We start from the raw sequence: 21849 nt of genomic DNA, 5'->3' as shown, positions 1-21849 counted from the left end.
TCCGGCGCCGCTCGCCGTCCTGTCCGGCTTCCTTGAGGATCCGGTACATCGTGCGTTCGGAGCAGTGGTAGCGGCCCTCGTCCAGTTCGCGGGCGTAGATCTGGGCCGGCGGCAGTTCGGCGTACTCAGGCTGGTTCATCAGCGCCAGTACCGCGGCCCGCTCTGTGGCCGACAGCGCGGTGACCGGGGCCGGACGCGGCCGCTTGGGCGTCGGCGGTTTGGGGTGCAGTCGTCGGTGGTGGGTCGCCCGGGAGCGTCCGGTGAGCCGGCAGGCGTCCACGATGCCCACCAGCGGCCTCAACTCCTCGACCGCTGCGTGCAGATGACCCTCCAGGGCCTGGCTCAGTCCGCGCTCTTGGACAGTGACCGCAAGAGCGCGTGTGTTTTTCCCAGCACCTCCAGCGCCGCGTTCTTCTGGTCCACCTCCGCGCGCAGCCGCTCGTTCTCCCGCCGCAGCCTGGCGTTCTCGGCCTCGGCCGGGTGCTTCCTGGGGCGGGCAGGGCTGGTGCGGTGATCGGTCAGCCGCGCGAGCGCGCCGGCGTCGCGCGCTTGGCGCCACTCGATCACATGGGAGGAGTACAGGCGCTCGCGGCGCAGGATGGCGCCCTTCTCGCCAGCCGGGGCGGCGTCGTACTCGGCGACGATCCGCAGCTTGTACTCGGGGGTGAAACGGCGGCGCCTCGGCCGCGGCGCGGGATCCTGCTCGGAAGGCTTGCTGCTGGTCATACGGGCGATGCTCCTGTCGTGCCCGCCCACAATATCTGATCAATTCGGGGCGTCTCACCCAACGATGTCAGAGAGGGGCGTTCATGGCCTTGTTGCCGCCGAACGCGGTGAACTCCGGTTCGTAGATGCCAGGAAGCCAAGAGCGGACGACGCCATGGTCGACGAGGTCTCTGAGCAGTGACTCAATCAGCGGCGACGGTTCGGCGGCGCGGTAGCGCAAGGGCCAGGGCTGCTTGTTCATGAACCACCAACCAGTGAGCTGCCCAGCGTCCTCGGCCGCGGACAGGGCGGGGCCGAGGCGTTCGGCGATGACGCGTTTGCCGGTCTCGCGGTCGGCGAAGGAGATGTTGTGCTGGTGCCAGTCCGGGAGCATGACGAGTCCTTCGGTCGGCTACGGTCAGGCAATGAGCAAGCAGGCGTCCCACCCGGAGTGGGGCGGTACCGCGGTGGCGGGCGCCTGGAGCGCCAGGGCGATGCCCGCGGCGCCGTTGAGGAATCCAGGCCCGGCTTTCTCGTCCCGGACCATCGTCAGGGCGGTGTCCGCAGGGGCGATGCCCGGTGGGCACACAGTGGCCAGGAGTGCCGGGATCGTGGCGCGGAGTTGTCTGACGGTTGAGGGGTGGGCGTCGGTGGCCATCCAGGCGGCGATGTGGGCAAGACCCGCAGTGCCGTGGCACAGGCCGTTGTCAGTGGTGGCCTTGAGCTGTACTCGATCGGTGAGGGCGGACACGAGCGCCTTCTCCGCCTCGGTCTGGCGTCTGATATCGCCCAGGGCCAAGGCGGCGAGTTGCTGGGCGCGGGCGAGGCCTGCGGTGCCGTAGCACCACGACGGCCGCCGCGGCGTGGAAGGAGCGTGCTGTCCCTCGCGCAGTTCGGCGCGGGTGACCCAGTACGGCCACGCGGGGCCGCGTCCGGTCTCCTCCTGCCAGCGATCCAACCACGCCAGGATGGTGCGCATGGCATCGTGGTGGCGGTCGACGAGGATCCTGTGCCGGGCGGCCAGGGCCAGCAGCGCGAGGACGCCGCCGATACCGTGCGCGAGACCGGTGTTGGCGTGGCCGCCGGGGAACTTCTCATCCGGCCGGCCCGAGGGCCCGCTCGCAGTCCACCACCCCGGCAGGATGTCGCCGCGGTCGGTGATCGGTTCGGTGAGGCGGAGGCAATAGTCGAGGACGGCGCGCACGGCAGCGCTGCCAGGATCGCGGTGCAGGAGGTAGGCGCCGTAGCCGGTGAGCCCGCGGATGAGGTCGAACTCTGCGAGTTCAGGGAAGAGTTCGGCGTCGATGCGGCGGTGCGCGGCGCTGAGGCGCCGACGGATGTCGGTGGCGATCTGTACGTCGAGGGTGTCCAGGGCACGTTGGTAGGAGCCAGGCAGGTGCTCGGCCGCGCAGGCCACGGTGCGTGCGAGGGCGGGGGCCCCGTAGAAGGGGTGGCTGTCGGATCCGCTGGTGAACGGCTGCCGGGCAGCGATGGCGAGCCAGTCGTGGGCACGCTGCCACGGCCCGAGGCCGCCTGCGGCCCGCTCGATGTGCAGCAGCGCAATCCCTAGCGGCCCGTACGCGAGTTGCTGCCGGTCCGTGGTTGTCGTTCGAGAACCCACCGGGGCAGTGACAGGGTCGGCCAGGAGGTCTGCGACGGCGTCCGCTACCTTGAGCGCGAGCGGGTGGGTCACCGTGCCCTCCGGTACATCCAGGCCAGGGCCGCGGCGCGGGTGAGGTAGAGGCAGACCGCTTCCTCGGGGAAGTCGACCGCGACGTGCCGTACGAAGTGGACGTGCAACAGCGACGAGAGGACATCGTCCAGGGTGATGCCCTGGGTATCCGGGCCGGGGAAATGGGTCCGGTAGTCGGCGAGCGCGGCGTCGCGATCGGTCCACGCGTCCACGATGGCCTGCCCACCGGGAACGTCACGGAGTGCTGCCCATTCGTGGGACGGATCGGCCACCCGTACGGTCTCGGTGAACTGCGGGCGCGGCACAGGTGTGGGCGCGGTGGGCGGAATGTGGTCGACCAGCCAGCGCATCCCGGCCTCGGTGCTGTCGAGGAACGCGGTGGCGATGGCGATGGAGTGCGCGGCCACCAGTACACGCTGGTGCGGACGCTGGGGCTGGGAAAGCTGAGCGACGACGGTGCGCGAGTCGGCGCGGAACACTTCCTCGGCGGCGTTCCAGGCGGCGCCGGAGCCCCAGCGGCCCATCTCGCGGTATGAGGTGGGAAGGCGCAGATCACACAGCAAGCCAGCGGCGCGCAGTTCGTCGGCCCACGTGCCGACTGTGGCGGCGGTCTCGGCGAAGGCATCGAGGCCGGGCAGCGCGATGCGCACCCGCAAGTGATGGTGGGGGTCACGGAAGCGGATGAACCACCACGGCGGACCGCCGAGTCGATCCAGCAGGTCCGGGAGATGCTGGGCGAGCACGGTGTCCTGGCGGCGCAGGTCACCGTACAAGGTGGCCAGCAGCAGGGACGAGACGCCGGGTGTCTGGATCTGAGCCGGGGAGAAGGTGCGGGCCGGCGTGGGGGCCGGTAGGGGCGGCCATGCCGGTGGCCGCGTCGCCTTGAGCGGTAGGACGACCTCATGTGCGCGGCCATCGCACCAGCCGTACGCGTCGGCTTCCGGGGCCTCGACAAAGATGGCCAGGCGGGCGTGGTTCAGATGCTGGCGCAGCAGAGTTCGGTGAACGGCCTGGCTGAGATCGAGGAGCAGGCGACGGTCGTCCTCAACGAGACAGACCCGCCGCGGCATTCGCCGCCGACTCCGCCATTCGTCAAGAGCTGTATCCCACTCAGCCCGTGGGCGATCGCGGCCGGGCAGCTCGGGCGATTCCAGCCGCCAGCGTGCGGGGGCCAGCACCGTACGCCCGTAGCGCAGCCGCGGCAGGAACGGCATCGCGTTTGCGGCGCCCCAGTCGAACAACGTGACCTGCGCGCACTGAGCACGGGACAGCTCGGTGAGGAACCGCGCCAGCGGCGGGGTGTGCTCCTTGAGGTTCAGCGCGTGCATCCCCACGGCCTCGACCCGGTGCCCGCGCTCGGGTGCGGCCAGATACATGCGGCGACCGTCGCATGCCACCGCCAAGTCGCCAGGCGTGAGCACATCGCCGCCTGTGGCGCGGTGCTCCTGCACGCTGATCACGCTGGCCAGAACCTGCGGGGCGCGAGTGACATGGGCGCTCGTGGGCAGCAGCGGAGGGAAGGACAGCTGAGCGGGAACGGTGCCGGCATCCACGGTCGGCAGGTTGACCAGCTCCGCGGCCAGGCGCTCGCGATCCTTGGGCGCCAGCACGCTGAGGAACCGGCCCATGGTGACACCGACGCCGCGGGACACGCTCACAACCTCCAGCCGGAACCGCCCGCGGCGCATGTCCTCGGCGTTGGCGGCGTGCACCCGGACACCGATCTCCAGGTGCGGCGGCACCCTTGGGTGCCGGGGCCCCATGTCCATCTCGGCGATCAGCTCGTCGGTGAGGACCACCTCGTCGCGGCCGTCGAGCACGGCGGTCTGCGCAAGGCGCACCAAGGTGTCGTCCCGCGCGGAGAGCCGGGGGCGTTGCACGTCGACCGGGGCGCCCGGGTATCCGTCGGGGAAACCGGTGCCGCTGTCCGCGACGACCTCCTTGAGCGGCACCATCGTGCCGATGCCGTACCGCTCGTAGAACCGTCGCTGATACGCCTTCCACGCCGCGGTCCCATGCGGGAGCGCGCTAACCCGGGTCAGGACGCAGGCGGCACGCTCGATCTCGCCGGCGATCTCGCCGGACAGTTCCACCCGGGCGTCCAAGCGCAGGTCGAGAGCGAGGGGGTGGCGGCGAAGGCCCGGGACCAGAGCCCGCATCCGTGCCGTGACGCGGGCCCGGCCGCTGCGGGTACCGCAGTCACGCAAGCCGTTGCGCACACAGCGCAGTTCGCGGATCGTATCGGCGACCGAAGTTACGGTTCCGGCGTCCACGGCGTCGAGCTGGCCGAGCAGGTAGTCCAAGGCATCTGTCTCGGTGCTTGGTGCGTGCAGGTTGGTGATCAGCGCCTGATGCCGGGTCAACTCTCCTGCTAGCCGGTACGCCTTGGCCAGTCCCGCTGCGGGAAACTCCGCCGCAAGCTTGTCAGCGAGATCACTTACGCGGATCGGTGCCCGGGTCGCGTCCAGGACCGCCCGCACCGGCTCGGTCAGACCAATGGATGTCTCGACCACACGCCTCCGGCCACCTTGGGTGTCGGACTTGTACGGCACGATGAGCCGATCACCGCGTCTGGCGACGGCGTTGTTGAGGACCACCAGAAGACGCTTCAGCAGTTCGGGGCAGGACTCGAGCCGCTCGACAACGGCCGTCAGCCACTCCGCGCTCGCCCGGCCGATGACCGCGTGATCCGAGCCCCAAGTGGTGCCTGCTCGTCCCCCGAGTGCGGCTGCCGCCACGCCGGCGAACAGGCCGAACGGAGTCGCCCGGTGCTCGGCACGCAACACATAGCGGGCCACGGAGGCGGCTGCGCGGCGGACATCACACGCGGCGGGGGTGCCAGATGAGCACAAAGCACGCACCTGGGAGGCGAGGGCAGGGCTGGCATGTTGCAGAGCCTCGGCAATGTCCTCCTCGGCCCAGACCTCCCGCAACCACGAGAGTCGTGCAGCCGCGCCGCGAGGGGAAGGGTCATCGAGGTCGGGGCACGGAGAAACGGGAAGCTCCGGCCGGGCGACCGCACGGACGAGAGCGGTCTTACCGGCGCGGAACGCGGTGCTCGAAGCCATCACAACCTCCGTGGTCCGGGTGGACGGCCGGTGTCCCCGCTCAGCGGAACCACGAAGACACCGGCCTGGGATGACGTGTGCCTTGGATCAGGCCACGTTGGTGGTGCAGGCGCCGCAGGTCTCACCACAGCCGTCGTCGGTCAGGTTGGTCAGGCTGGCGGTGTCGGACACCTCCAGCAGGGCGACGTCCAGCTCGAAGCCGTCGGGCGTCGTCGAACTCGTTGTCTGCGGGCGTACCTGTGTGGCCCCCGGGTCGGTGGTGCGTGTCATGCCAACTCCCATGAATCGCAGGGATATTACGGACGTACGTCGCACGCCGCCGATGCAGCCAGGCGCGCGGCAGGGAGTGCGGGACCCCCGCATCCGGCTGCCGGGTTATGCAGGTGCAGCCAGATGCGCGGGCACCGCGGTCGGTATGGGCCAGGCGAGACTCGGCTGTGGGGGGCCTGCTCGCGGCCGGGTGCCAGCTGGAGTCACCCCCGCCCGTTGGGCTGTCCGGGCAGGGGTACGCGCGGCCCAACCCAGGGGCGACGGAACGAGTTCGGACCAGCACCTCGCGAGCACCCCCCATATGTACGCGTTAGCGTCCTCCTCAGCTTCGACACACCCCAATCCGAAAGGCTGTACCTGGCCTTGGCGGCCTTCGGCCGTACGCCATCGGGCCGCGACGGACGCTGTCGACCAACTCCAGATCCGAACAGGTATCCACGCCGTCCAGGGCGACTTGGATTTCCGCAATCGCCATGCACGCACAGGTGGGCCGGCAGATCCGGATATACGTCCTCGGATAAGGCGTCCTCGTCGATCGCCAAGAGATAGAAGCTGGCCCCGCGGAACGGCATCGGGAAGCTCACCATCCCTTCGGCGCGAAGTGGACGACCTTGCCGCCCAGCGGGTCCGAATACACCCGGTAGCCAGGTGCAAGGGCATCCAGCAGTTCCAGCCCGCGGCCCCGGACCTCGGCCGGATCGGCCACACGCCGTTGGGGCATTTCCGAAGAGGCGTCCCAGACCGCAACGGACAGGTCGGGGTGCACCGCCACCGTCAGCTCATCGCCGGCGCCGTGTACCACAGCGTTGGTGACCACTTCACTCACCAGCAGAAGCACGACGTCGATGAGGTCGCCGTCCGCGCCAGCCTGGCAGAAGATCTCTCGAACCCAACGCCGCGCGCTGGGAACGGAGTTCGGTACGCGATCGAATCTTGTCGCGACAGAACTTCCGTCTCCGTGCTGTTGTTCCAAGTGCATGGGAGCCTCCAGCACGCGGCTGTGGGCAGCCGCGTAGACGGGCACGCACCGCTACGTACATCGCTCGGTGCGTGATGCCGAGTGTGGTGCGATCGCACCTGCGATCGCAAGCCCTCCGACTGAAATACCCTCAGAAGTGTCGCTACGCTGGGCCTCGCGCTACCCTGCGCTATGCCGAACGAGCTGCGAAGGGAGGGATGCGCATGTCGGTGAACACGGCGGGGATCGTCGCGCGGAGGACATTCGGTGACGCCCTGAAGTCGGTTCGCGCCGAAGCCCGTACACGTCAGGGCAACAAGATCAAGCAAATTGACGTGGCCAAGGCGCTCGGGCGCTCCACCGTCGACCGCTACTCCCGCTTCGAGCGAGGGGCAGCGCTGCCTGACGACACAGAGTGGCCGGCCATCGTCAAGGCTCTGTTCATGGACCGGGAGACCAGGGTCCGCCTGGAGACGCTGCTGCGGGCCGCGCAGTCAATCGAGGGCGCCTGGTGGCGCGAGTTCGAGGAGGAGTTCGACGAGTCACTCCTGGAGTTCGTCGCCTACGAAGACGCCGCCACGAAGATCACCACGTGCGCCGGCAACGTATTGCCAGGCATCTTGCAGCGTCGGCCGTACGCGGAAGCGCTGACGCTCTCGCTGGACCGGGCGGTCCTCTCGCCGCACCAGATGGACCGCTCCGCTCACCTGCGGGGACAGCGCCGAGGGATCTTCGACAAGAACCACCCGCCGACCGTCGAGGCGATCATCGGCGAGGGTGCCCTGCGGCAGGAAGTCGGCGGCAAGACAATCATGGTCAGCCAACTCGACTCGCTCATCGAGGACGCCGAAACGGGACGGGTTTCATTCTGGATCATCCCCTTCACGGCCAGCGCAACGCTGACATATATGTTTACGCTGCTGGAATTCGGCGGTGCAGGTGAAAAGCCGATCGTGGCTTTCGACCAGATGACTGGGATGACCTTCAGGAAGACAGCGCGGGAAATCCGAGAACTGCGCACCTACGTCGAATCGCTGCGGGGTCTGGCCAATCGGCCGCTGGCTTCACTGGATGTGTTGAGAACAATCAGGAAAGAGATGTCGCGTGACTAAGGAAGAGACTCTCAAGGCCCTGCTGGCGACCGACCTCACGGGCGCCAAGTGGACCAAATCCTCGTTCTCCGGCGGTACTGGTCAAGACTGCCTGGAAGTTACTCGGGTCACGGGGCTCGGGTGGGTGCTGCGGCACTCCATCCTGACGGATCACATCATCCCGCTGACCGACGCGGAGTACCTGGCCCACTGCAACGGGGTCAAGGCCAACGAGCCGGGCCTGGTGCCGTAATACAACCACGCGTTGCGACACATCGCGGAGTTCACGCCGCTCCTGCGCATCCCTCACTAACCTCGGGCCGGTGACCACCTCGAGCCCAGAACTGCTGGCCCAGGACAACGCCGTCGCACTCGGTCCGCTGCGCCGTGACCTTCTTGACACCTACCTGCGCTGGGACAACGACCCCATCGTGATGCGCGGATACGGCCGTCCCAAGGCGATCACCGAGGATGAGCGCGCCGCCGGGCGGGACGCGCAGCTCTCCGGTGACAACATCCACCGCACCATCTACCACACCGGCACAGGCCGACCCACCCATGTCGGCACCGTCACCCTGGCCATCGACCACGAGATGCACACCGCCGAACTCTCCATCGCCCTCGGCCAGGTAGGCCGCGGCCGGGGCCTCGCCACCCCCGCCGTCCGTCTGACCGCCCGCCATGGGTTCGACACCGCCAACCTGCACAGCATTTGGCTGAGTGTGCTGGCGCCCAACACCCATGCCATCCGTGCCTACGAGAGCGCCGGGTTCCACCACGTCGGCCGCCGCCGCGACGCCGGCTACTGGGATGGCCAGCCCTGCGACGAAATCCTCATGGACGCCGTGCACGCCGACATCTGAGATCCCGGCGGCCAGTCGGGGGTGGCTACGCCTCTTCTCCGAAGAGGTTGGTGTGGGCGAAGTAGGAATCACCGTAAAATCGTCGAGATCGTCCAGCAGCTCGACACAGCGTGATCCACGGCGCTTTGGATCATGAATCTCTCGACCTCATTCGAAAGCACCTGGAGGAGTACACCGATGAAAGCTAATCGCTCTTTCACTGCGAACCCCTCCCTGGCCTGGCGCAAGTCGAGCTACAGCGGCTCGGAAAACGGCGCGTGCGTCGAGGTGGCGGACGGAATTCCGCACGTGATCCCCGTCCGCGACTCCAAGAACCTCACCGCGCCCGCCCTCGCATTCCCGGCGGCCCAGTGGCAACAGTTCGTCACGGCCGCCAAGAATTCCGCCTTCAACGACTGATCCAGCAGCCGCAACCGGCGGGCGGACGCGTCTCGTTCACGAGCACAGCACCACTCGCTGTGCCGTCTCCATCGACGAGGACACCGACACCTACCTGGTCCAGGGGTGGAAGGTGCTGGACGAAGAGCGCCTGGTCCAGATGGACATCCCCGGCCATGAGACGGTGGTCGAGATCCCCCGCCGCATGGCGCAGTTCTTCTTGGAGGTACAGGGTGGGCAAGCTTCCGACGTTTGAGGAACTGTTCCGTGGCTGCGAGCGCTCCGCGGTACATCTGGAGATGCGCGACGGATACATGCGGTCGGACCCCGCCTTCATCGACTGGAGCGAAGGAAAGCGGTTCGACCCGGCCGACCGCTGGCGGTCCTGGTTCGACATCGTGTCCGAGACCACCGGCCGTGGAGTCGCGGTCAGGCGGGCGCGGATCGTCTCCGAGCCGGTGAGCGACTACATCCGGTTCGAACACGAGGTGACGGACGGGCTGAACGTCGCCTCGGGCGAGCAAGTCCGATGGCTGCCACGCCGCCGAACAACCGACTTCTTCCTCCCCGGCAACGACTTCTGGGTGTTCGACGAGCACCTGATACTCATCAACCACTTCGACGGCAACGGTGACTCGCTGGAGCACGAGTTCAGCGAGGACGCTGACCTGGCGGACCTGCTGTCCCGGGCCTTCGAGGCCGTCTGGGACCGGGCCGTGCCGCACGCGAGCTATCGGCTCGGCTGAATGCCGAGGGCCCCGGCCGGGGGTCCGGGGCCCTCGGGGGTGGCGGGGGCGGTGCCCCCGCCGTGGTGGGGGTTATGCCTCTTCGCCGAAGAGGTTCGTGTACGTGGCCAGCGCGATCGCGATGTCCGCCTGGGCCCAGAAGCGGTGGTACGTCATCACCGGCGCCTCGCCGCCGTTCAGGTACGCCTCCACCTGGGGCCAGTTCTCGTCCTCGTGGTAGAAGGTGCGGATCGACTCGAACGTCGCGCCCGGCTCGATCACGTCGCCGTTGGGCATCGTGCCGCTCCAGCCGGACGGGATGTAGACCTCGTCGTCGAAGCGGTTGTAGTCCGCGCGGGACTCCGGCACCGCGACGCCGATGTCGTCCGAGTTCGCCAGGAGGGCGTCCAGCAGGCCGGACGCGGTCTCCTGGGCCGCCGTGTCGCCGGACGCCGCCGCGTAGAACGAGAGGGCGTTGGCCAGCGAGCCGGTCACGCCGACGTCCTGCGAGTACGCCGTCACGTCCACGTGCAGGCCGGAGTTGTCACCGGGGTTGGCCGGGTCCCACGTGTCGGGGGCGCCGGACCAGGCGAGGGTGGCCGGGATCTGGAAGTCCCCGCCCTCGCCGATGGTGACCTCGCTCACGACCCAGTCGACCCACTTGTCGAGCACCGCGCCGGCCTGCGGGTCCTCGGTCGTGTAGTAGTACTCGGCGAGCCGCTGCATCGACCATGCCTGCATGCCGAACCACTGGTTCGACGGCGGGTCGTGGTAGACCGGCTTCTCGTCGTAGTACATGCCGTAGAACGTGGGGGTGCCGGCCGGCGGGGTGCCGTAGTGGCCCTCCCAACTGTTCGTCGCGCCGCCCGCGATGGCGCCCTCGGCGGACTGGAGCCAGGTGTAGAACTCCAGCATCCGGTCCAGGCTGTTGCCCCAGTCCTCCGCCGCGGTCGGCGAGTTCGGGGTCAGCGCCGGGTCGCTGGACAGGACGTGCGCGGCCATCGGGTTCTGGTAGCCGAAGTGCGCGTAGGAGGAGCCGATCCGCCAGGCCCAGCCCGCGGAGGTGTCCAGCGCGCCGCCCCAGGCGTAGTACCAGGACATCAACTGGTGGTTGCTGCTCTTGCCGGACCCGGCCGGGCAGGACGAGGCGCCGACGCAGTCGCCGATCTCCTTGAAGTACTTGTCGTACATCGAGTAGCGCAGGTAGTCGCCCATCCGCGCCGCCTTCTCGACGGTGCCGGCGACCGCGGCCGCGTTGCCCTGCTCCGACGCCCACTGGTTGGCCCAGTAGGCGGCCTGCACCGCGCGGGCGTCCGCGTCCGGGGCGTTGGTGTAACGCCACTGCTGGGCGTAGGAGGCGTCCCCGGTGAAGAGGTCGAGGTAGCCGTTCTCGCCGCCGTAGGTGAAGTCCTCGCAGGACGGCTGGGTGACCGTCTCCCAGGTGGACTCCTGCGGCCCGCGCTGGAAGGTGTTGATGAACGTCGGGTCGCCGGCCGTGCCACCGCACACGTCGCCGTAGCCGTAGACGTCGTCCACGTCCTGGAGCCAGTGCATGCCGTAGATGTCGTCGGTGCCGTACGTCGACGACAGCTCATCGGCCAGCGGGTCGTCACCGACCGGGATGCTGTTGTCGAGCTGGGCCGGGTAGTCCGCCGGGTTGGTGGACTCGGGCGCGTAGGTGGCGGGCGAGCCCGGGTTGTAGAAGCTGTTGGTGGGCTGCTCGCTCTGGTCGGGGATCATCCACTCTTCCATCAGCGCCCAGGCGTCGTTGAACGGTGCCCAGTCGCCGGTGACCTGGCCGTACTGCGCCTCCAGCCAGATCAGGTACGAGTACGCCTCCGAGGTCGTCTCGTGCCCGTGGTCGGGCGCCTCGACGATCAGCGTCTCGACGGAGTGGTAGGGGATGCCCTCGTCCGAGAAGTAACCGCTGGCCGGGTCCTTGATCTTCTCGTAGAGCTCGAGGAACTGCTGCTCGTACTGAAGCAGTTCGGGCTCTTCGGCGAAGGGGGAGTCCGCGTTGCCGTGCGCCGCCGCGGTCAGGCCCAGCGGCAGGGAGAGGGCTATGGCGCCGGCGATCCAGAGGCGCCGGGTCTTGCGGTGTCTTGCTCTCTTCGAAGTACCGATGTCCGGTCCACGGTGGATCCGCATCGCTTCCTCCTCGCGGCTCGTGGGGGGGGATGAGGAGCTGGCTGCCGGGGAGCTGTGTCGCTGTGGGGGCTGTGACGCTCAGAACCAGTGGGAGCGCTCCCAACCTTTGACCAATGGACTTGCACACGTCAACCCCTCGGACGAATCGAGGCCACGAGGGGCAGGTCAGCGGTAATTTCTCGAACGACCCCTTGGCGAGAAGGGCACTTGTGGCCTACGGTCCCTTCAACCAGTGGGAGCGGTCCCAAACTGTCGGGGCAATCAGGAAGCACGCCGCGACGACCAGGAATCGCTCCGAGCGCACACCCCCACATTCCCCCACATCACCCCCACAACCTCCCCGTGGTGTCCCCCCATTGACGGACACCGGCGAGTTCCCATGTGCCCACGGCCGGAACAGGTTCGGCGTTCCGGACGGCCGGACCTGTGAGCAGGTCCCACCGCCCCTCACCCCGTCAGCCCGAGGGGACACGGGCACGTGTGGGTGACCGACGGGCCGTGGAGATGCCTCGGCATCGACCACGCGGTCGCCAAGGCGGCCGGCCCATGCGCCGCGACGGTCCCACGAAGGGCCGTTCGGCACAGGCCGTACGCAACCATCCGGAGGACACACAGCAATGAGCCGCACACCCCCCACACACCGCCGGCGCAGGCGGCGGTCCGTGCTGATCGCGGGCGCCGCCGTCGGTGCCGCCGCAATGACGCTCACCACCCTCGGCTTCGCCTCGGCGGACGAGGCGGACAACCAGCCCATGGCGCGAGTTGACAACCCCTACGCGGGCGCGCAGCTCTACGTCAACCCGGACTGGGCCGCCAACGCCACCGAGGGCGGCGGCGCGGCCATCGCCGACCAGCCCACCGCGGTGTGGCTGGACAGCCGGGCCGCGATCACCGGAGGCTCCGCGGGCAACAGCACCGGCCTGCGCGAGCACTTGGACAACGCGCTGGAGCAGGGCGCGGACGCGATCCAGATCGTGACCTACAACCTGCCCGGCCGTGACTGCGCCGCGCTCGCCTCCAACGGTGAGCTGGGCCCGAACGACATCGACATCTACAAGACCGAGTTCATTGACCCCATCAATGAGATCGTGTCGGACCCGAAGTACGCCGAACTCCGCATCATCAACATCGTGGAGCTCGACTCGCTGCCGAACCTCGTGACCAACGTGGGTTCGCGGCCGACGGCCACGCCCGAATGCGACGAGATGCTGGCCAACGGCAACTACGTCAAGGGCGTCGGCTACAACATCGCGACGCTCGGCGACAACGAGAACGTCTACAACTACATCGACATCGGGCACCACGGCTGGATCGGCTGGGAGGACAACTTCCAGGCCAGCGCGGACATCCTGTTCGAGGCCGCGAACGCGGAGGGCGCCACGCCCGCCGACGTGGCCGGCTTCGCGGCGAACTCCGCGAACTACGGCGCGCTGGTGGAGGACCACTTCTCCATCACCGACACGATCAACGGCCAGCAGATCCGCGGCGAGAGCTCCTGGATCGACTGGAACAACTACATCGACGAGCAGTCGTTCGCCCAGGCGTTCGCGACGCAGGCCGCGCCCGCGGCGGGCTTCCCGTCGGGTCTCGGCGTGATCATCGACACCTCGCGCAACGGCTGGGGCGGCCCCGACCGGCCGACCGGTCCCGGCCCGCAGACGAGCGCCGACGAGTACGTCGACGGCGGGCGCTACGACCGCCGGATCCACCTCGGCAACTGGTGCAACCAGTCCGGTGCCGGCCTCGGCGAGCGCCCGCAGGCCTCGCCCGCGCCGAACATCGACGCCTACACCTGGATCAAGCCCCCGGGTGAGTCGGACGGCTCCAGCGAGGAGATCCCGAACGACGAGGGCAAGGGCTTCGACCGGATGTGCGACCCCACCTACGAGGGGAACCCGCGCAACAACAACAACATGTCCGGTGCGCTGCCGAACGCCCCACTCTCGGGCCACTGGTTCCAGGCCCAGTTCGAGGAGCTGCTGGCGAACGCCTACCCGCCTCTGTGAGTGACCGGTTGAACGACCCGGCCTGATCGCAGGACTCCGCACCGATCCCCCCACGCACCGCGCCCCCGATGCCCGCCAGGCACCGGGGGCGCGGTGCGTTCGCGGTAGGGTTCTCGCCCATGTGCGAAAGACGAATAGCATGACGGCGCGGGCCCCACGGGTCTGGTCGACGGCCGGCGCATTCGGGCGTGCCGCACTGCTGGTGCTGCTGGCGTGGGCCGTGGCGGGGACCATCACCGCCGTGTCCTATCTGGCCCTCGGGGTCATCGCCGTGCCGATCCTGACCGGGGTGGTGCTGGGCGTGGGCTTCGTGGTGGCGGTGATCGCGACGCACCAGGCGTTCTGGCTGGGGCTGTTGGCGCTCGTGTGCGGCCTGCCGGTGCTGGTGGGGGCGGTGCAGTACGCGCCCGAGGCGGCGCTGGACCGGCGGGGTGTGGCCCAGGAGGTCGTCATCACCGACGTGGATGTGACGGGCAAACGCCATGAGTTCCGGCTGAGCACCGTGGCGGGCGAGGCGCTCGCCGAACGGCTGGACTACCAGGGCTCCTCGCCGCCGTACCAGATCGGGGACCGGCTGACGGTCATCAGCGATCCCGAGGGGACCGTGCCGCTGGAGGACGCGGCGAAGGTCGACCCGGACGCGAAGCTGGGCATGCTCGGCGGGGGCACCGCGGTGTGGACGCTGATCGCCCTGTACGCGGCGCGCCGCGGGCATGTGCGGCGCCGGAACGGCAAGAGCCTGTCGGACACGCCGGCCCTGTACTGACGCGCGGGGGCCCGCCGCCGGCCGGTCAGCGACCGCTCAACGGCCAGCGGCGGGCGCCGAACTGGGTGACGGTGACCAGGGTTTCGCCGTCCGGGGAAAGCGCGACGCCGCCGTCGGCCCGGCCGAACGGGACGTCCGCGAGCACGGCGCCGCTCGCCGCGTCCCAGACCGCTCCCCAGCCGTGGCTGCCGGGGAAGTACGCCCGGGGGCCGCCCTTGGCGGGCCACACCAGGGCGCCGTCCGGCTGGTCGTGCATCGGCAGGTCCGCGACCGCCACCCGTGGCCCGGCCGCCTCGGGCCCGCCGTCGGTCCCGGCCAGCGGCAGCGTCCACAGGGCGGCGTGGCCCCGGTCGGTGGCGCCGGCCACGGCCAGCGCCGTGCCGTCCGGGGCGAAGGCGAGCGCGGTGACCTGCCGCAGCCCGGCCGGTTCGGCGCGCAGCCACTCGGCGCCGGTGGTCACGTCGCGGACGGTCACCCGGCTGCGTTCGTCGCGGGCGCCGATGGCGAGCCGTTCGCCGGTGGCGTCCAGGGCCGCCGCCTCGACGCGCAGCCGCCGCCAGTCCTCGGGGTAGGTGGCGGGCTCGGTGACCGCGCCGGCCGTGTGGCCGGTGGCCGTGTCCAGGACGATGGCGCGGCCGGCGGCGTGCAGGGCGACGGCCAGCCTGGAGCCGTCGGCGCTGAACACCAGCCGCAGCCGTTCCTCGCCGTGCGGGGCGGACGGCGGCAGCGGGTGGTGCCAGCGCGTCCGGCCGGTGGCGACGTCGTGGAGCACGACGCACGGCTCCTCGCCGAGCAGGGCGCGGGCGACGACGTCGCCCCGGGGGCCGAAGGCCAGGTCGGTGAGGTAGGCGGCGTCGGTGACGGGCGGCAGCACGCCGACCTCGGGTTCGTCGCCGGGGCCGGCCGGCCAGCGGCACAGGACCTGCGGCCGGTCGGGGGTGTCGCGGTCGAGCTTGGCGCCGAACGCCAGCGCCCGGGCGTCGTCGGACACGGCGGCGACGGACACCGCCCAGTGGGAGCAGGGCAGTTGGGCGTCGTCGGCGGCCGAGCCGGCGCGCGGGAGCAGTCGCGGGGGCAGGCCGGTGAGGATCACCTCGCCGGGCGCCGGTTCGGGGGGCGGGGGCTTCTCGACGGGCGGGGCGGGGGTCAGGCCGGCCAGGAACCAGGCGTCGATCTCCTCCTGGACCACGACCAGCGCGCTGCCGTCCGGGGTGAACGCGGCGACGGCGGGGGCGGGATCGGCCCACAGGGTCCGGCCGTCGCCGTCGAACAGCAGCGAGCCGAAGTCGGCGCCGATGAACGCGAACGGCCCGTCCGCCGTCCAGACCGCGCGGGTGGTGACGGCAGCGGCCGGGGAGTCGGCGTCCAGGCCCTCGGTGAAGTCGCCGGGCCGCAGCAACGCGCCGGGCACCAGCGTCCGTTCGCCGCCGCCGTCGTCCTCGCCGGCGGCGGGGGTCAGGGTCAGCAGCCGGGCGGCGGGCCGGGCGACGGTGGCGAGCCCGGCCTGTTCTGGCACGCCGCCCACGGCGCCGCCGACCGCGAACACGCCCGCGCCGTCCGGGGCGACGGCGAGCGCGCCCACCGAGGTCAGCCCGGTCTCGGCGGTGGCCAGCACCGAGCCGGTGGCCACGTCGCGCACCACCACCCGCCCGGCCGGGCCCGTGTGGCACAGCAGCCGTCCGGTCGCGTCGAGCGCCACGGGGCCGAACGCGTCCTGGCCCTCGGGGACATGGAACAGCACCTTGCCGGTACCGGTCTCTATGACGGCCACCACGTCGGTGGAGCCGGTGCCGACGGCGAGCCGCCGCCCGTCGCCGGAGAAGCCGAACCGCACGAGGTCGTCGCGGCCGAAGCACGGCTCGTCCTCGCCGCCGGGCGTGCCCGGCCGCACCTGCCACAACTCCTCGCCGGTGTCGGCCGACCAGGCGCGCCAGGTGCCCTCGACCGCCGTCACCACGGTGCGGCCGTCGGGATTGACGGCGACGTCGGCCACCTCGTCGTAGTACTCGCCGCCGCCGAGGTACCACACCAGGGGCGCGTCGCGGATGGTGGCCCAGCGGACGATGTCGCCGCCGTTGTGGTGCCATTCGGCGGCGGCGGCCAGGGCGAGCCAGCGCAGCCCGGGCGGCGCGGCGACGGCGGCGGCGCCACCGAAGAAGTAGGCGCCCTCGCTGCTGTCCGCGTCGTCCCGGTCGTCCTCGACGGGAACGGGCACGGTGCCGGTCTCGACGCTGTCCAGCCGGCCCAGGCGCCGCGTTCCGGCCAGGGCGTGGCAGGGGCGTATGTCGCCGGCGACCCACGCGCGCCACCAGCCGTCGGGCATCGGCCGCTGGCCGGCGGGCCAGCGCAGCACGAGGGGCGCGATGTCGGCCAGCGCCCGTTCGTCGAGCCGCTCCAGCCGGCGGCAGATCTCCTGCCAGCCGGCCCGGCTGGGTCGGGATTCGAGCAGAGCCCGCAACGTTGTCATTCCGTCGTTCCTTGCTCGTTCCTTGCTCGTTTTGTGCTCGTTCTGTGCTGCGCCGGGTGCGTGTTTCGTTCGTGGGGGATCAGTCCGGGTCGAGGTCGTAGGCGCGGACTCCGGCGGGGGCGGCGACGACCAGCGCGCGGCCGTCGGGGCTGAGCGCCCAGGCGGTGGACCGGCCCAGGTCGGGGACCGAGAGCAGGGACCGGCCGCGCGCCAGGTCCCACACGGTCACGGTGCGGCCCGCGCGCACGGCGGCCAGCGGACCGGCCGGCCCCCACACCGGGCGGACGATCTGCTGCCGCGCCTCGCCGGGCAGGTGGGCCAGCGCGCGCCGGGTCGTCTCCTGCCCGTCCAGGCCGAGGATGACGGCCAGGGCGGTGCCGTCGGTGGTGCCGATGACGGCCAGGGAGCGCCCGTCCGGCGCGAAGACCAGCCCCGCGCACCAGGTCACGCCGGTGGGAAAGGTGGTGACGCTGCCGTCGTACCGGTCCAGCACGGCGATGGCGCCGTCGGGGGCGCGTTCATAGGGCCGGCACAGGCGGAACGCGAGCCGGGAGCCGTCCGCGTCGACGGCGACGGCCTCGCTGCCGCCGATGCCCGCCGGGTCCGCCACCTGGTGGCCGTCGTCCGCCGCCCAGGCCAGCACGGAACGGCTGCTCTGGTCGCAGCCCGCGACCGTTTCCCCGTCGCCACTGACCGCCAGCCGCACGCCGCCGAACTCGCCGTAACCGGCGTAGACGGGCCGGCTGACCGAGCGCCGCCACCGTTCGGCCGGTCCGCCCAGCGACCAGTGCGCGACCTGCCCGACGTGCTGGTCGTCGGCCCCGCCGAGCGAGGCGGTCAGCGTGGTCCCGCCCGGCCCGAACAGCAGGTCGCGCACGACGGCGCCGGGGATCCGCCGGGCCGCCGCCAGCCGCGCGGGCGGCCGGTCGGATCCGGGGTGGAACACGAGCAGCTCGCCGAAGCCCGGGAACCAGGGCGCGGCCGTGGCGACCGCGACCCGGGCCACTCCCTCGGACACGGCGACGGCCGTCACGCGCTGTGCGACCGCCGGCCGCCCGGGCAGCGGCCGGCGGATGTCCAAGTCCCCGGGAGCGCACAGGTGCCGTACAACCATGACACGGACACTAGACCGCCGCGCGGCCCCGGGGCACCGGCTTCGGCCACCGGGTGAGCCACAGTTCGGCTACATCCGGGGGCCCACATCTCATATGAGCCAACGGGAGCGCGGCGAAATACAGTTCACGCCGGGCGCGCGACCCGGGCAAGGGTGCTCCGGTCCCCCACCGGGCGCCGCGCACCGACGGAGAGCGCCGGACTCCGGAGCGTGCGCGCCCGGCGCCCGCGGCTCGGCGGTGGGCATCACGGGGAACTAGGGCCTGTGTCGAGTTCCCGGTCGGATCAGCCCGCGGCGTCAGACGCGGTGCCCTCCCAGGCCCTTGGGGGCCTGGGAGGTACCCCCAGCAAGGCACCGGATCGCAGCTCATACCCGGCCGTATTCGCGCGATTCGGCTGGGGGCACCTCCCAGACGGAGTCTGGGGGAGCGGCGAGGTGCCGTGACTGGCGTCGCGGGCCCGGGCGGGAACTCGATACAGGCCCTAACGGTCTTGGAGGGCGAGTTCGTCGGCGCCCGGGAGCCGGGCGCAGCGGCGGCAGGCGCGGGCCGAGGTTGCCACCACACCGTGGGAGGCGGCGGTGAGAGAACCGGCCAACGCGATCAGCGGCCAGTTGTCGGCCAGCGGCGAGGTGGTGGCCAGCGTCAGCGTGGCCACCGCCATGGCCGCGCTGGCGGCGGTGCCGGTCCAGGCGACCGTCACGGGCAGCCGGCGCGGGGCGGGCAGCCGGCGGCCGAGGGTGCCGGTGGTGGCCAGGGCCGCCGCGGCGAGCAGCGCGGCGGTGGCCGCCGCGGCGGCGAGGTGGGCGGCCAGGAGCTGGGCCACGCGCGGCAGTTGGCCGCCCGGATCGGGGCCGGCGGTGACGATCAGATACCAGCAGGCGAGCAGGAACGGCGCGGTGAGCGCGATGGCGCGCGCGGTGTGCCGGGCCTGGGCGATGGTCAGCTCCCGCTGACAGCTCGGCACCAGCTCGCCCACCGTGCCGAACTCGCGCACCGCCTCCCGGGCGGCGCGCTCCGGGTCCTCGCCCGCGTGGACGCGGGCGGCCACGGCGTCGCCGAGCCCGTCGCGGATCTCCCCGACCAGCCGGGACTTGACCCGGGCCGGGCCGTGCAACGCGGCGCTCAGCGCGGCGACATGCTCCTCGACGGGACCGGCCGGGCGCCCGGCGGCGGCGCTCACGCCGGGCGCCCGGGCGGGGTGGCCGGGTTCAGCACGGAACCGATCGCCGTGGTGAACTCCCGCCAGGCCGTCCGCTCGCCGGCCAGGGACGCCCGGCCGGCGTCGGTCAACTCGTAGCACCGCCGCCGCCGTTCACCCACGGACGCCCAACTGCTGCGGAGCAGTCCGAGCCGCTCCAGCCGGTTCAGCGCCGGGTAGATCGTGCCGGTGCGCAGCTCCAGCGCGCCCCCGCTGCGGCGCTGGACCGCCGCGATGATCGCGTAGCCGTGCAGCGGGCCCGGCTCCAGCACGGCCAGCAGCAGCCCGTCCAGGTGTCCCCGTACCGCGTCTGTCCTCATAGGTAGGCAGCCTACACACCGCTGGCGTAGGCGTGCTATCTATTGGCAGCCAACGCATGAACGCTCTCACGCTCTCCAGGAGTTCGCGGTGACCAAGCTGCTGCTGTCCCTGCACGTCCTCGCGGCGATACTCGCGGTCGGACCGATCGCCGTCGCCGCCTCCCTCTTCCCGCGCTTCGCCCGGGGGACCGACGAACGGTCGCGCGGAGTCGCCGCGCTGCTGCACCGGATCTGCCGCGGCTACGCCGTCTTCGGGATCGCCGTCCCGGCCTTCGGCCTGGCCACCGGCGCCTCGCTCGGCGTGCTCACCGACGCCTGGCTGCTCGCGTCGATCGTGCTGACCGCGATCGCCGCCGTGGTCCTGGCGCTGGCCATCCTCCCGGGCCAACAGGCGCTGCTCGCCGACCCGTTGAACGAAACCCCCGCGGCGCCGGCGCGGCGGGGGATGCCGCTGCCCGCCGTCACCGGCGTCTTCAACCTCCTGTGGGCGATCGTCGTGGTCCTCATGATCGTCCGCCCCGGCTCGACCACCGGGGCGTGACCGAGTGCGGACGCTCCGGATCGCGGCGGCAGTCGAGGCCGTCTCCCTAACCGCCCTGCTGGGCAACGTGCTCACCGCGCACGCCTCCGCCGTCTCCGCGCTCGTCGGGCCGCTGCACGGCACGGCCTACCTCGTGGTCATCGCGGCCACCGTCGCCGCGCCGGCCGCCCCGCCGGGCTCGGCCCGGCGCGCCCTGGTCCCCGGCGTCGGCGGGCTGCTGGCGCTGCGGCGGCTCGACAGCGGCGTCAGGAGGTGATGATCTCGCGGACCTTGGTGGTGACGGCCCGCGCGGCCTCGTCGTAGTTGGTGAGGACCACCGTCACCCAGTCGTCGTCCGGCGGGAACATCTGCATGTCGGTCGAGACGCCCGACGCGCCCCCGTTGCGCGAGATCACCCACCGGTCGCCCATGAGGAAGGCCATCGCGCCGTACATCTCGAACGCGGCCAGCCGGCCCGGCACGCCCCCGGGCAGCGGCACCTTGGGGCTCAGGAGCAGCTGCGTATGGGCGGGGTTCACCAGCTCCGCGCCGGCCAGGGCCCGGGCGAACCGGTCCAGGTCCGGGCAGCTGGCGAACGAGCCGCCCGCCGGGGTGCCCACGAAGCCGTGCTCCTCGTGGACGTCGACGCGTTCGGTGGCGCCTTGCGGGATGCCGTAGGGCCGGGCGATGCGCCGGTCGTCGCGCCACTGCGGCGCGGTGAAGAAGCCGGCGCCGGTCATCCCGGCCGCGCGGAACACGTGTTCGCGGACATAGTCGTAGTAGGTCTGGCCCGAGGCGGCGGCCACGATCGCGCCGAGGACGACGAACGCCGAGTTGCTGTACGCCTGGCCGGCGCCCGGCGTGAACTCCAGCGGCGCGCGCCGGATGAGCGCCAGCACGCCGTTCATCACCTCCTCCTCGCTGCCCCACGTCCCGTGGTCCCGCCAGTAGTCGGGGTCGCGGAAGAAGTTGCCCAGCCCGGAGGTGTGGGTGAGGAGCTGGTGCACGGTGACCTTGTCGGCGATCTCGGCCGGGAAGCCCTCGACGTAGGTGCCGAGCGTCGCCTGGTAGGCGACCTTGCCCCGCTGGGCGAGCTGCGCGATGGCGACGGCGGTGAACAGCTTGGTGATCGAGCCGAGGATGAAGATGGTGTCCGGCCCGTTGGGGACGGCCAGTTCCTTGTTGGCCATCCCGTGCGACCGGGCCAGCACGGTGCGGCCCCGGTAGGTCACCAGCACACTGCCGGAGAACTCGTCCCGGGCCGCCAGGTCGCCGACGAACTGGTCGAACGCGCCACCGGGCCGCAGGTCGCGGGGGATCGAGCCGGCGTCGGACGCGGACGCGGCGCGCGGGGACGCGGCGTGCGCGCTCCCCGCGAGCGCCGCCACCCCGCCGGCGGCGAGGGGCGCCGCCCCCGCCAGAGCCAGCACCGACCGTCGAGTCGTTGTCATGCGTGAGCACCTTTCTGCGACGGAACACCACACGGACACAACGGAGTCCACATCTACGGGCCGGTCCCGATCGGCGGCCGATCGCCCTTCCATATCCGATCCATATG

The 21849-nt window shown here is 71.1% G+C and carries 20 protein-coding genes and 3 pseudogenes; 10 read left to right on the top strand and 13 right to left on the bottom strand.

Annotation, left to right across the window (positions count from 1 at the left end):
- From RM590_RS08710 to RM590_RS08680, 7 genes and pseudogenes are all read right to left on the bottom strand, one after another.
- Positions 1 to 289, bottom strand: a pseudogene (locus tag RM590_RS08710) (IS3 family transposase); the annotation flags it as partial.
- Between the two features lie 53 nt (positions 290 to 342).
- Positions 343 to 726: a transposase gene (locus tag RM590_RS08705; protein WP_311703815.1), complete on the bottom strand. Its 384-nt coding sequence runs from the start codon at positions 724 to 726 to the stop codon at positions 343 to 345.
- A 76-nt stretch (positions 727 to 802) separates the two neighbouring features.
- Positions 803 to 1099: pseudogene (locus RM590_RS08700) on the bottom strand (thiopeptide-type bacteriocin biosynthesis protein); the annotation flags it as partial.
- A 24-nt stretch (positions 1100 to 1123) separates the two neighbouring features.
- Positions 1124 to 2398, bottom strand: a complete 1275-nt coding sequence (locus tag RM590_RS08695) for a lanthionine synthetase C family protein (RefSeq protein WP_311703814.1) — start codon at positions 2396 to 2398, stop codon at positions 1124 to 1126.
- Positions 2395 to 5466 carry a lantibiotic dehydratase gene (locus tag RM590_RS08690; RefSeq protein ID WP_311703813.1) on the bottom strand — a complete coding sequence of 1024 codons (3072 nt, stop codon included), beginning with the start codon at positions 5464 to 5466 and terminating at the stop codon, positions 2395 to 2397. Before RM590_RS08690 ends, RM590_RS08695 begins: the two co-directional genes overlap by 4 nt.
- A gap of 87 nt (positions 5467 to 5553) precedes the next feature.
- Positions 5554 to 5736, bottom strand: coding sequence for an FxLD family lanthipeptide (fxlA, locus tag RM590_RS08685; RefSeq protein ID WP_311703812.1), 183 nt, complete (start codon positions 5734 to 5736; stop codon positions 5554 to 5556).
- Between the two features lie 580 nt (positions 5737 to 6316).
- Positions 6317 to 6760, bottom strand: coding sequence for an ATP-binding protein (locus RM590_RS08680; protein ID WP_311703811.1), 444 nt, complete (start codon positions 6758 to 6760; stop codon positions 6317 to 6319).
- 158 nt (positions 6761 to 6918) lie between these two features.
- Between RM590_RS08680 and RM590_RS08675 the strand changes: the two genes are divergently transcribed.
- The 6 genes from RM590_RS08675 to RM590_RS08650 all read left to right on the top strand — a co-directional run bounded on the left by RM590_RS08675 (position 6919) and on the right by RM590_RS08650 (position 9772).
- Positions 6919 to 7806 carry a DUF5753 domain-containing protein gene (locus RM590_RS08675; protein WP_311703810.1) on the top strand — a complete coding sequence of 296 codons (888 nt, stop codon included), beginning with the start codon at positions 6919 to 6921 and terminating at the stop codon, positions 7804 to 7806.
- Positions 7799 to 8038 carry a DUF397 domain-containing protein gene (locus RM590_RS08670; protein WP_311703809.1) on the top strand — a complete coding sequence of 80 codons (240 nt, stop codon included), beginning with the start codon at positions 7799 to 7801 and terminating at the stop codon, positions 8036 to 8038. The genes RM590_RS08675 and RM590_RS08670 overlap by 8 nt, the downstream gene beginning before the upstream one ends.
- A gap of 70 nt (positions 8039 to 8108) precedes the next feature.
- A complete protein-coding gene (locus RM590_RS08665) occupies positions 8109 to 8648 on the top strand; it encodes a GNAT family N-acetyltransferase (protein ID WP_311703808.1) in 540 nt (179 codons plus the stop codon).
- A 132-nt stretch (positions 8649 to 8780) separates the two neighbouring features.
- Positions 8781 to 9047, top strand: a complete 267-nt coding sequence (locus RM590_RS08660) for a DUF397 domain-containing protein (protein ID WP_311703807.1) — start codon at positions 8781 to 8783, stop codon at positions 9045 to 9047.
- Positions 9048 to 9159: 112 nt separating this feature from the next.
- Positions 9160 to 9282: a hypothetical protein gene (locus RM590_RS08655; protein ID WP_311703806.1), complete on the top strand. Its 123-nt coding sequence runs from the start codon at positions 9160 to 9162 to the stop codon at positions 9280 to 9282.
- Positions 9260 to 9772 carry a DUF6879 family protein gene (locus RM590_RS08650; RefSeq protein WP_311703805.1) on the top strand — a complete coding sequence of 171 codons (513 nt, stop codon included), beginning with the start codon at positions 9260 to 9262 and terminating at the stop codon, positions 9770 to 9772. The genes RM590_RS08655 and RM590_RS08650 overlap by 23 nt, the downstream gene beginning before the upstream one ends.
- A gap of 72 nt (positions 9773 to 9844) precedes the next feature.
- On the opposite strand, the pseudogene RM590_RS08645 reads toward RM590_RS08650, so the two are convergent.
- Positions 9845 to 11788 (bottom strand): annotated as a pseudogene (locus RM590_RS08645) (glycoside hydrolase family 48 protein); the annotation flags it as partial.
- Between the two features lie 728 nt (positions 11789 to 12516).
- Here RM590_RS08645 and RM590_RS08640 point away from each other — a divergent pair.
- Together RM590_RS08640 and RM590_RS08635 are read left to right on the top strand one after the other, a co-directional pair.
- On the top strand, positions 12517 to 13905 hold the full coding sequence (locus tag RM590_RS08640; protein ID WP_311703804.1) for a glycoside hydrolase family 6 protein: 1389 nt from the start codon (positions 12517 to 12519) through the stop codon (positions 13903 to 13905).
- Positions 13906 to 14044: 139 nt separating this feature from the next.
- Complete coding sequence (locus tag RM590_RS08635) at positions 14045 to 14671, top strand: hypothetical protein (RefSeq protein WP_311703803.1); 627 nt, start codon at positions 14045 to 14047, stop codon at positions 14669 to 14671.
- Between the two features lie 25 nt (positions 14672 to 14696).
- On the opposite strand, the gene RM590_RS08630 is transcribed toward RM590_RS08635, so the two are convergent.
- The 4 genes from RM590_RS08630 to RM590_RS08615 form a co-directional block, all read right to left on the bottom strand.
- Positions 14697 to 17138 carry a WD40 repeat domain-containing protein gene (locus tag RM590_RS08630; RefSeq protein WP_311703802.1) on the bottom strand — a complete coding sequence of 814 codons (2442 nt, stop codon included), beginning with the start codon at positions 17136 to 17138 and terminating at the stop codon, positions 14697 to 14699.
- Positions 17139 to 17217: 79 nt separating this feature from the next.
- The gene (locus RM590_RS08625; RefSeq protein WP_311703801.1) at positions 17218 to 18252 is read right to left on the bottom strand and encodes a WD40 repeat domain-containing protein; all 1035 of its coding nucleotides are present in this window, start codon (positions 18250 to 18252) and stop codon (positions 17218 to 17220) included.
- Positions 18253 to 18734: 482 nt separating this feature from the next.
- Entirely contained in the window at positions 18735 to 19433 is a 699-nt protein-coding gene (locus RM590_RS08620; protein ID WP_311703800.1) for a permease prefix domain 1-containing protein, read from the bottom strand.
- Positions 19430 to 19771: a PadR family transcriptional regulator gene (locus RM590_RS08615; protein ID WP_311703799.1), complete on the bottom strand. Its 342-nt coding sequence runs from the start codon at positions 19769 to 19771 to the stop codon at positions 19430 to 19432. Before RM590_RS08615 ends, RM590_RS08620 begins: the two co-directional genes overlap by 4 nt.
- Positions 19772 to 19859: 88 nt before the next feature.
- Here RM590_RS08615 and RM590_RS08610 point away from each other — a divergent pair, with 88 nt between their 5' ends.
- Positions 19860 to 20312, top strand: coding sequence for a hypothetical protein (locus tag RM590_RS08610; protein WP_311703798.1), 453 nt, complete (start codon positions 19860 to 19862; stop codon positions 20310 to 20312).
- A gap of 4 nt (positions 20313 to 20316) precedes the next feature.
- The gene (locus tag RM590_RS08605) at positions 20317 to 20568 is read left to right on the top strand and encodes a DUF3817 domain-containing protein (RefSeq protein WP_311703797.1); all 252 of its coding nucleotides are present in this window, start codon (positions 20317 to 20319) and stop codon (positions 20566 to 20568) included.
- Here RM590_RS08605 and RM590_RS08600 read toward each other — a convergent pair.
- Positions 20558 to 21742 (bottom strand): serine hydrolase domain-containing protein, encoded by a 1185-nt coding sequence (locus RM590_RS08600; protein WP_311703796.1) that lies wholly within the window; start codon positions 21740 to 21742, stop codon positions 20558 to 20560. The genes RM590_RS08605 and RM590_RS08600 overlap by 11 nt on opposite strands.
- Between the last annotated feature and the right edge of the window lie 107 nt (positions 21743 to 21849).

The organism is Streptomyces litchfieldiae (assembly GCF_031845365.1).
GTDB classification, from domain to species: Bacteria; Actinomycetota; Actinomycetes; order Streptomycetales; family Streptomycetaceae; genus Streptomyces; species Streptomyces litchfieldiae.
Note: the sequence above shows the minus strand (reverse complement) of the source record. Positions and strands in the feature narration are given on the sequence as shown.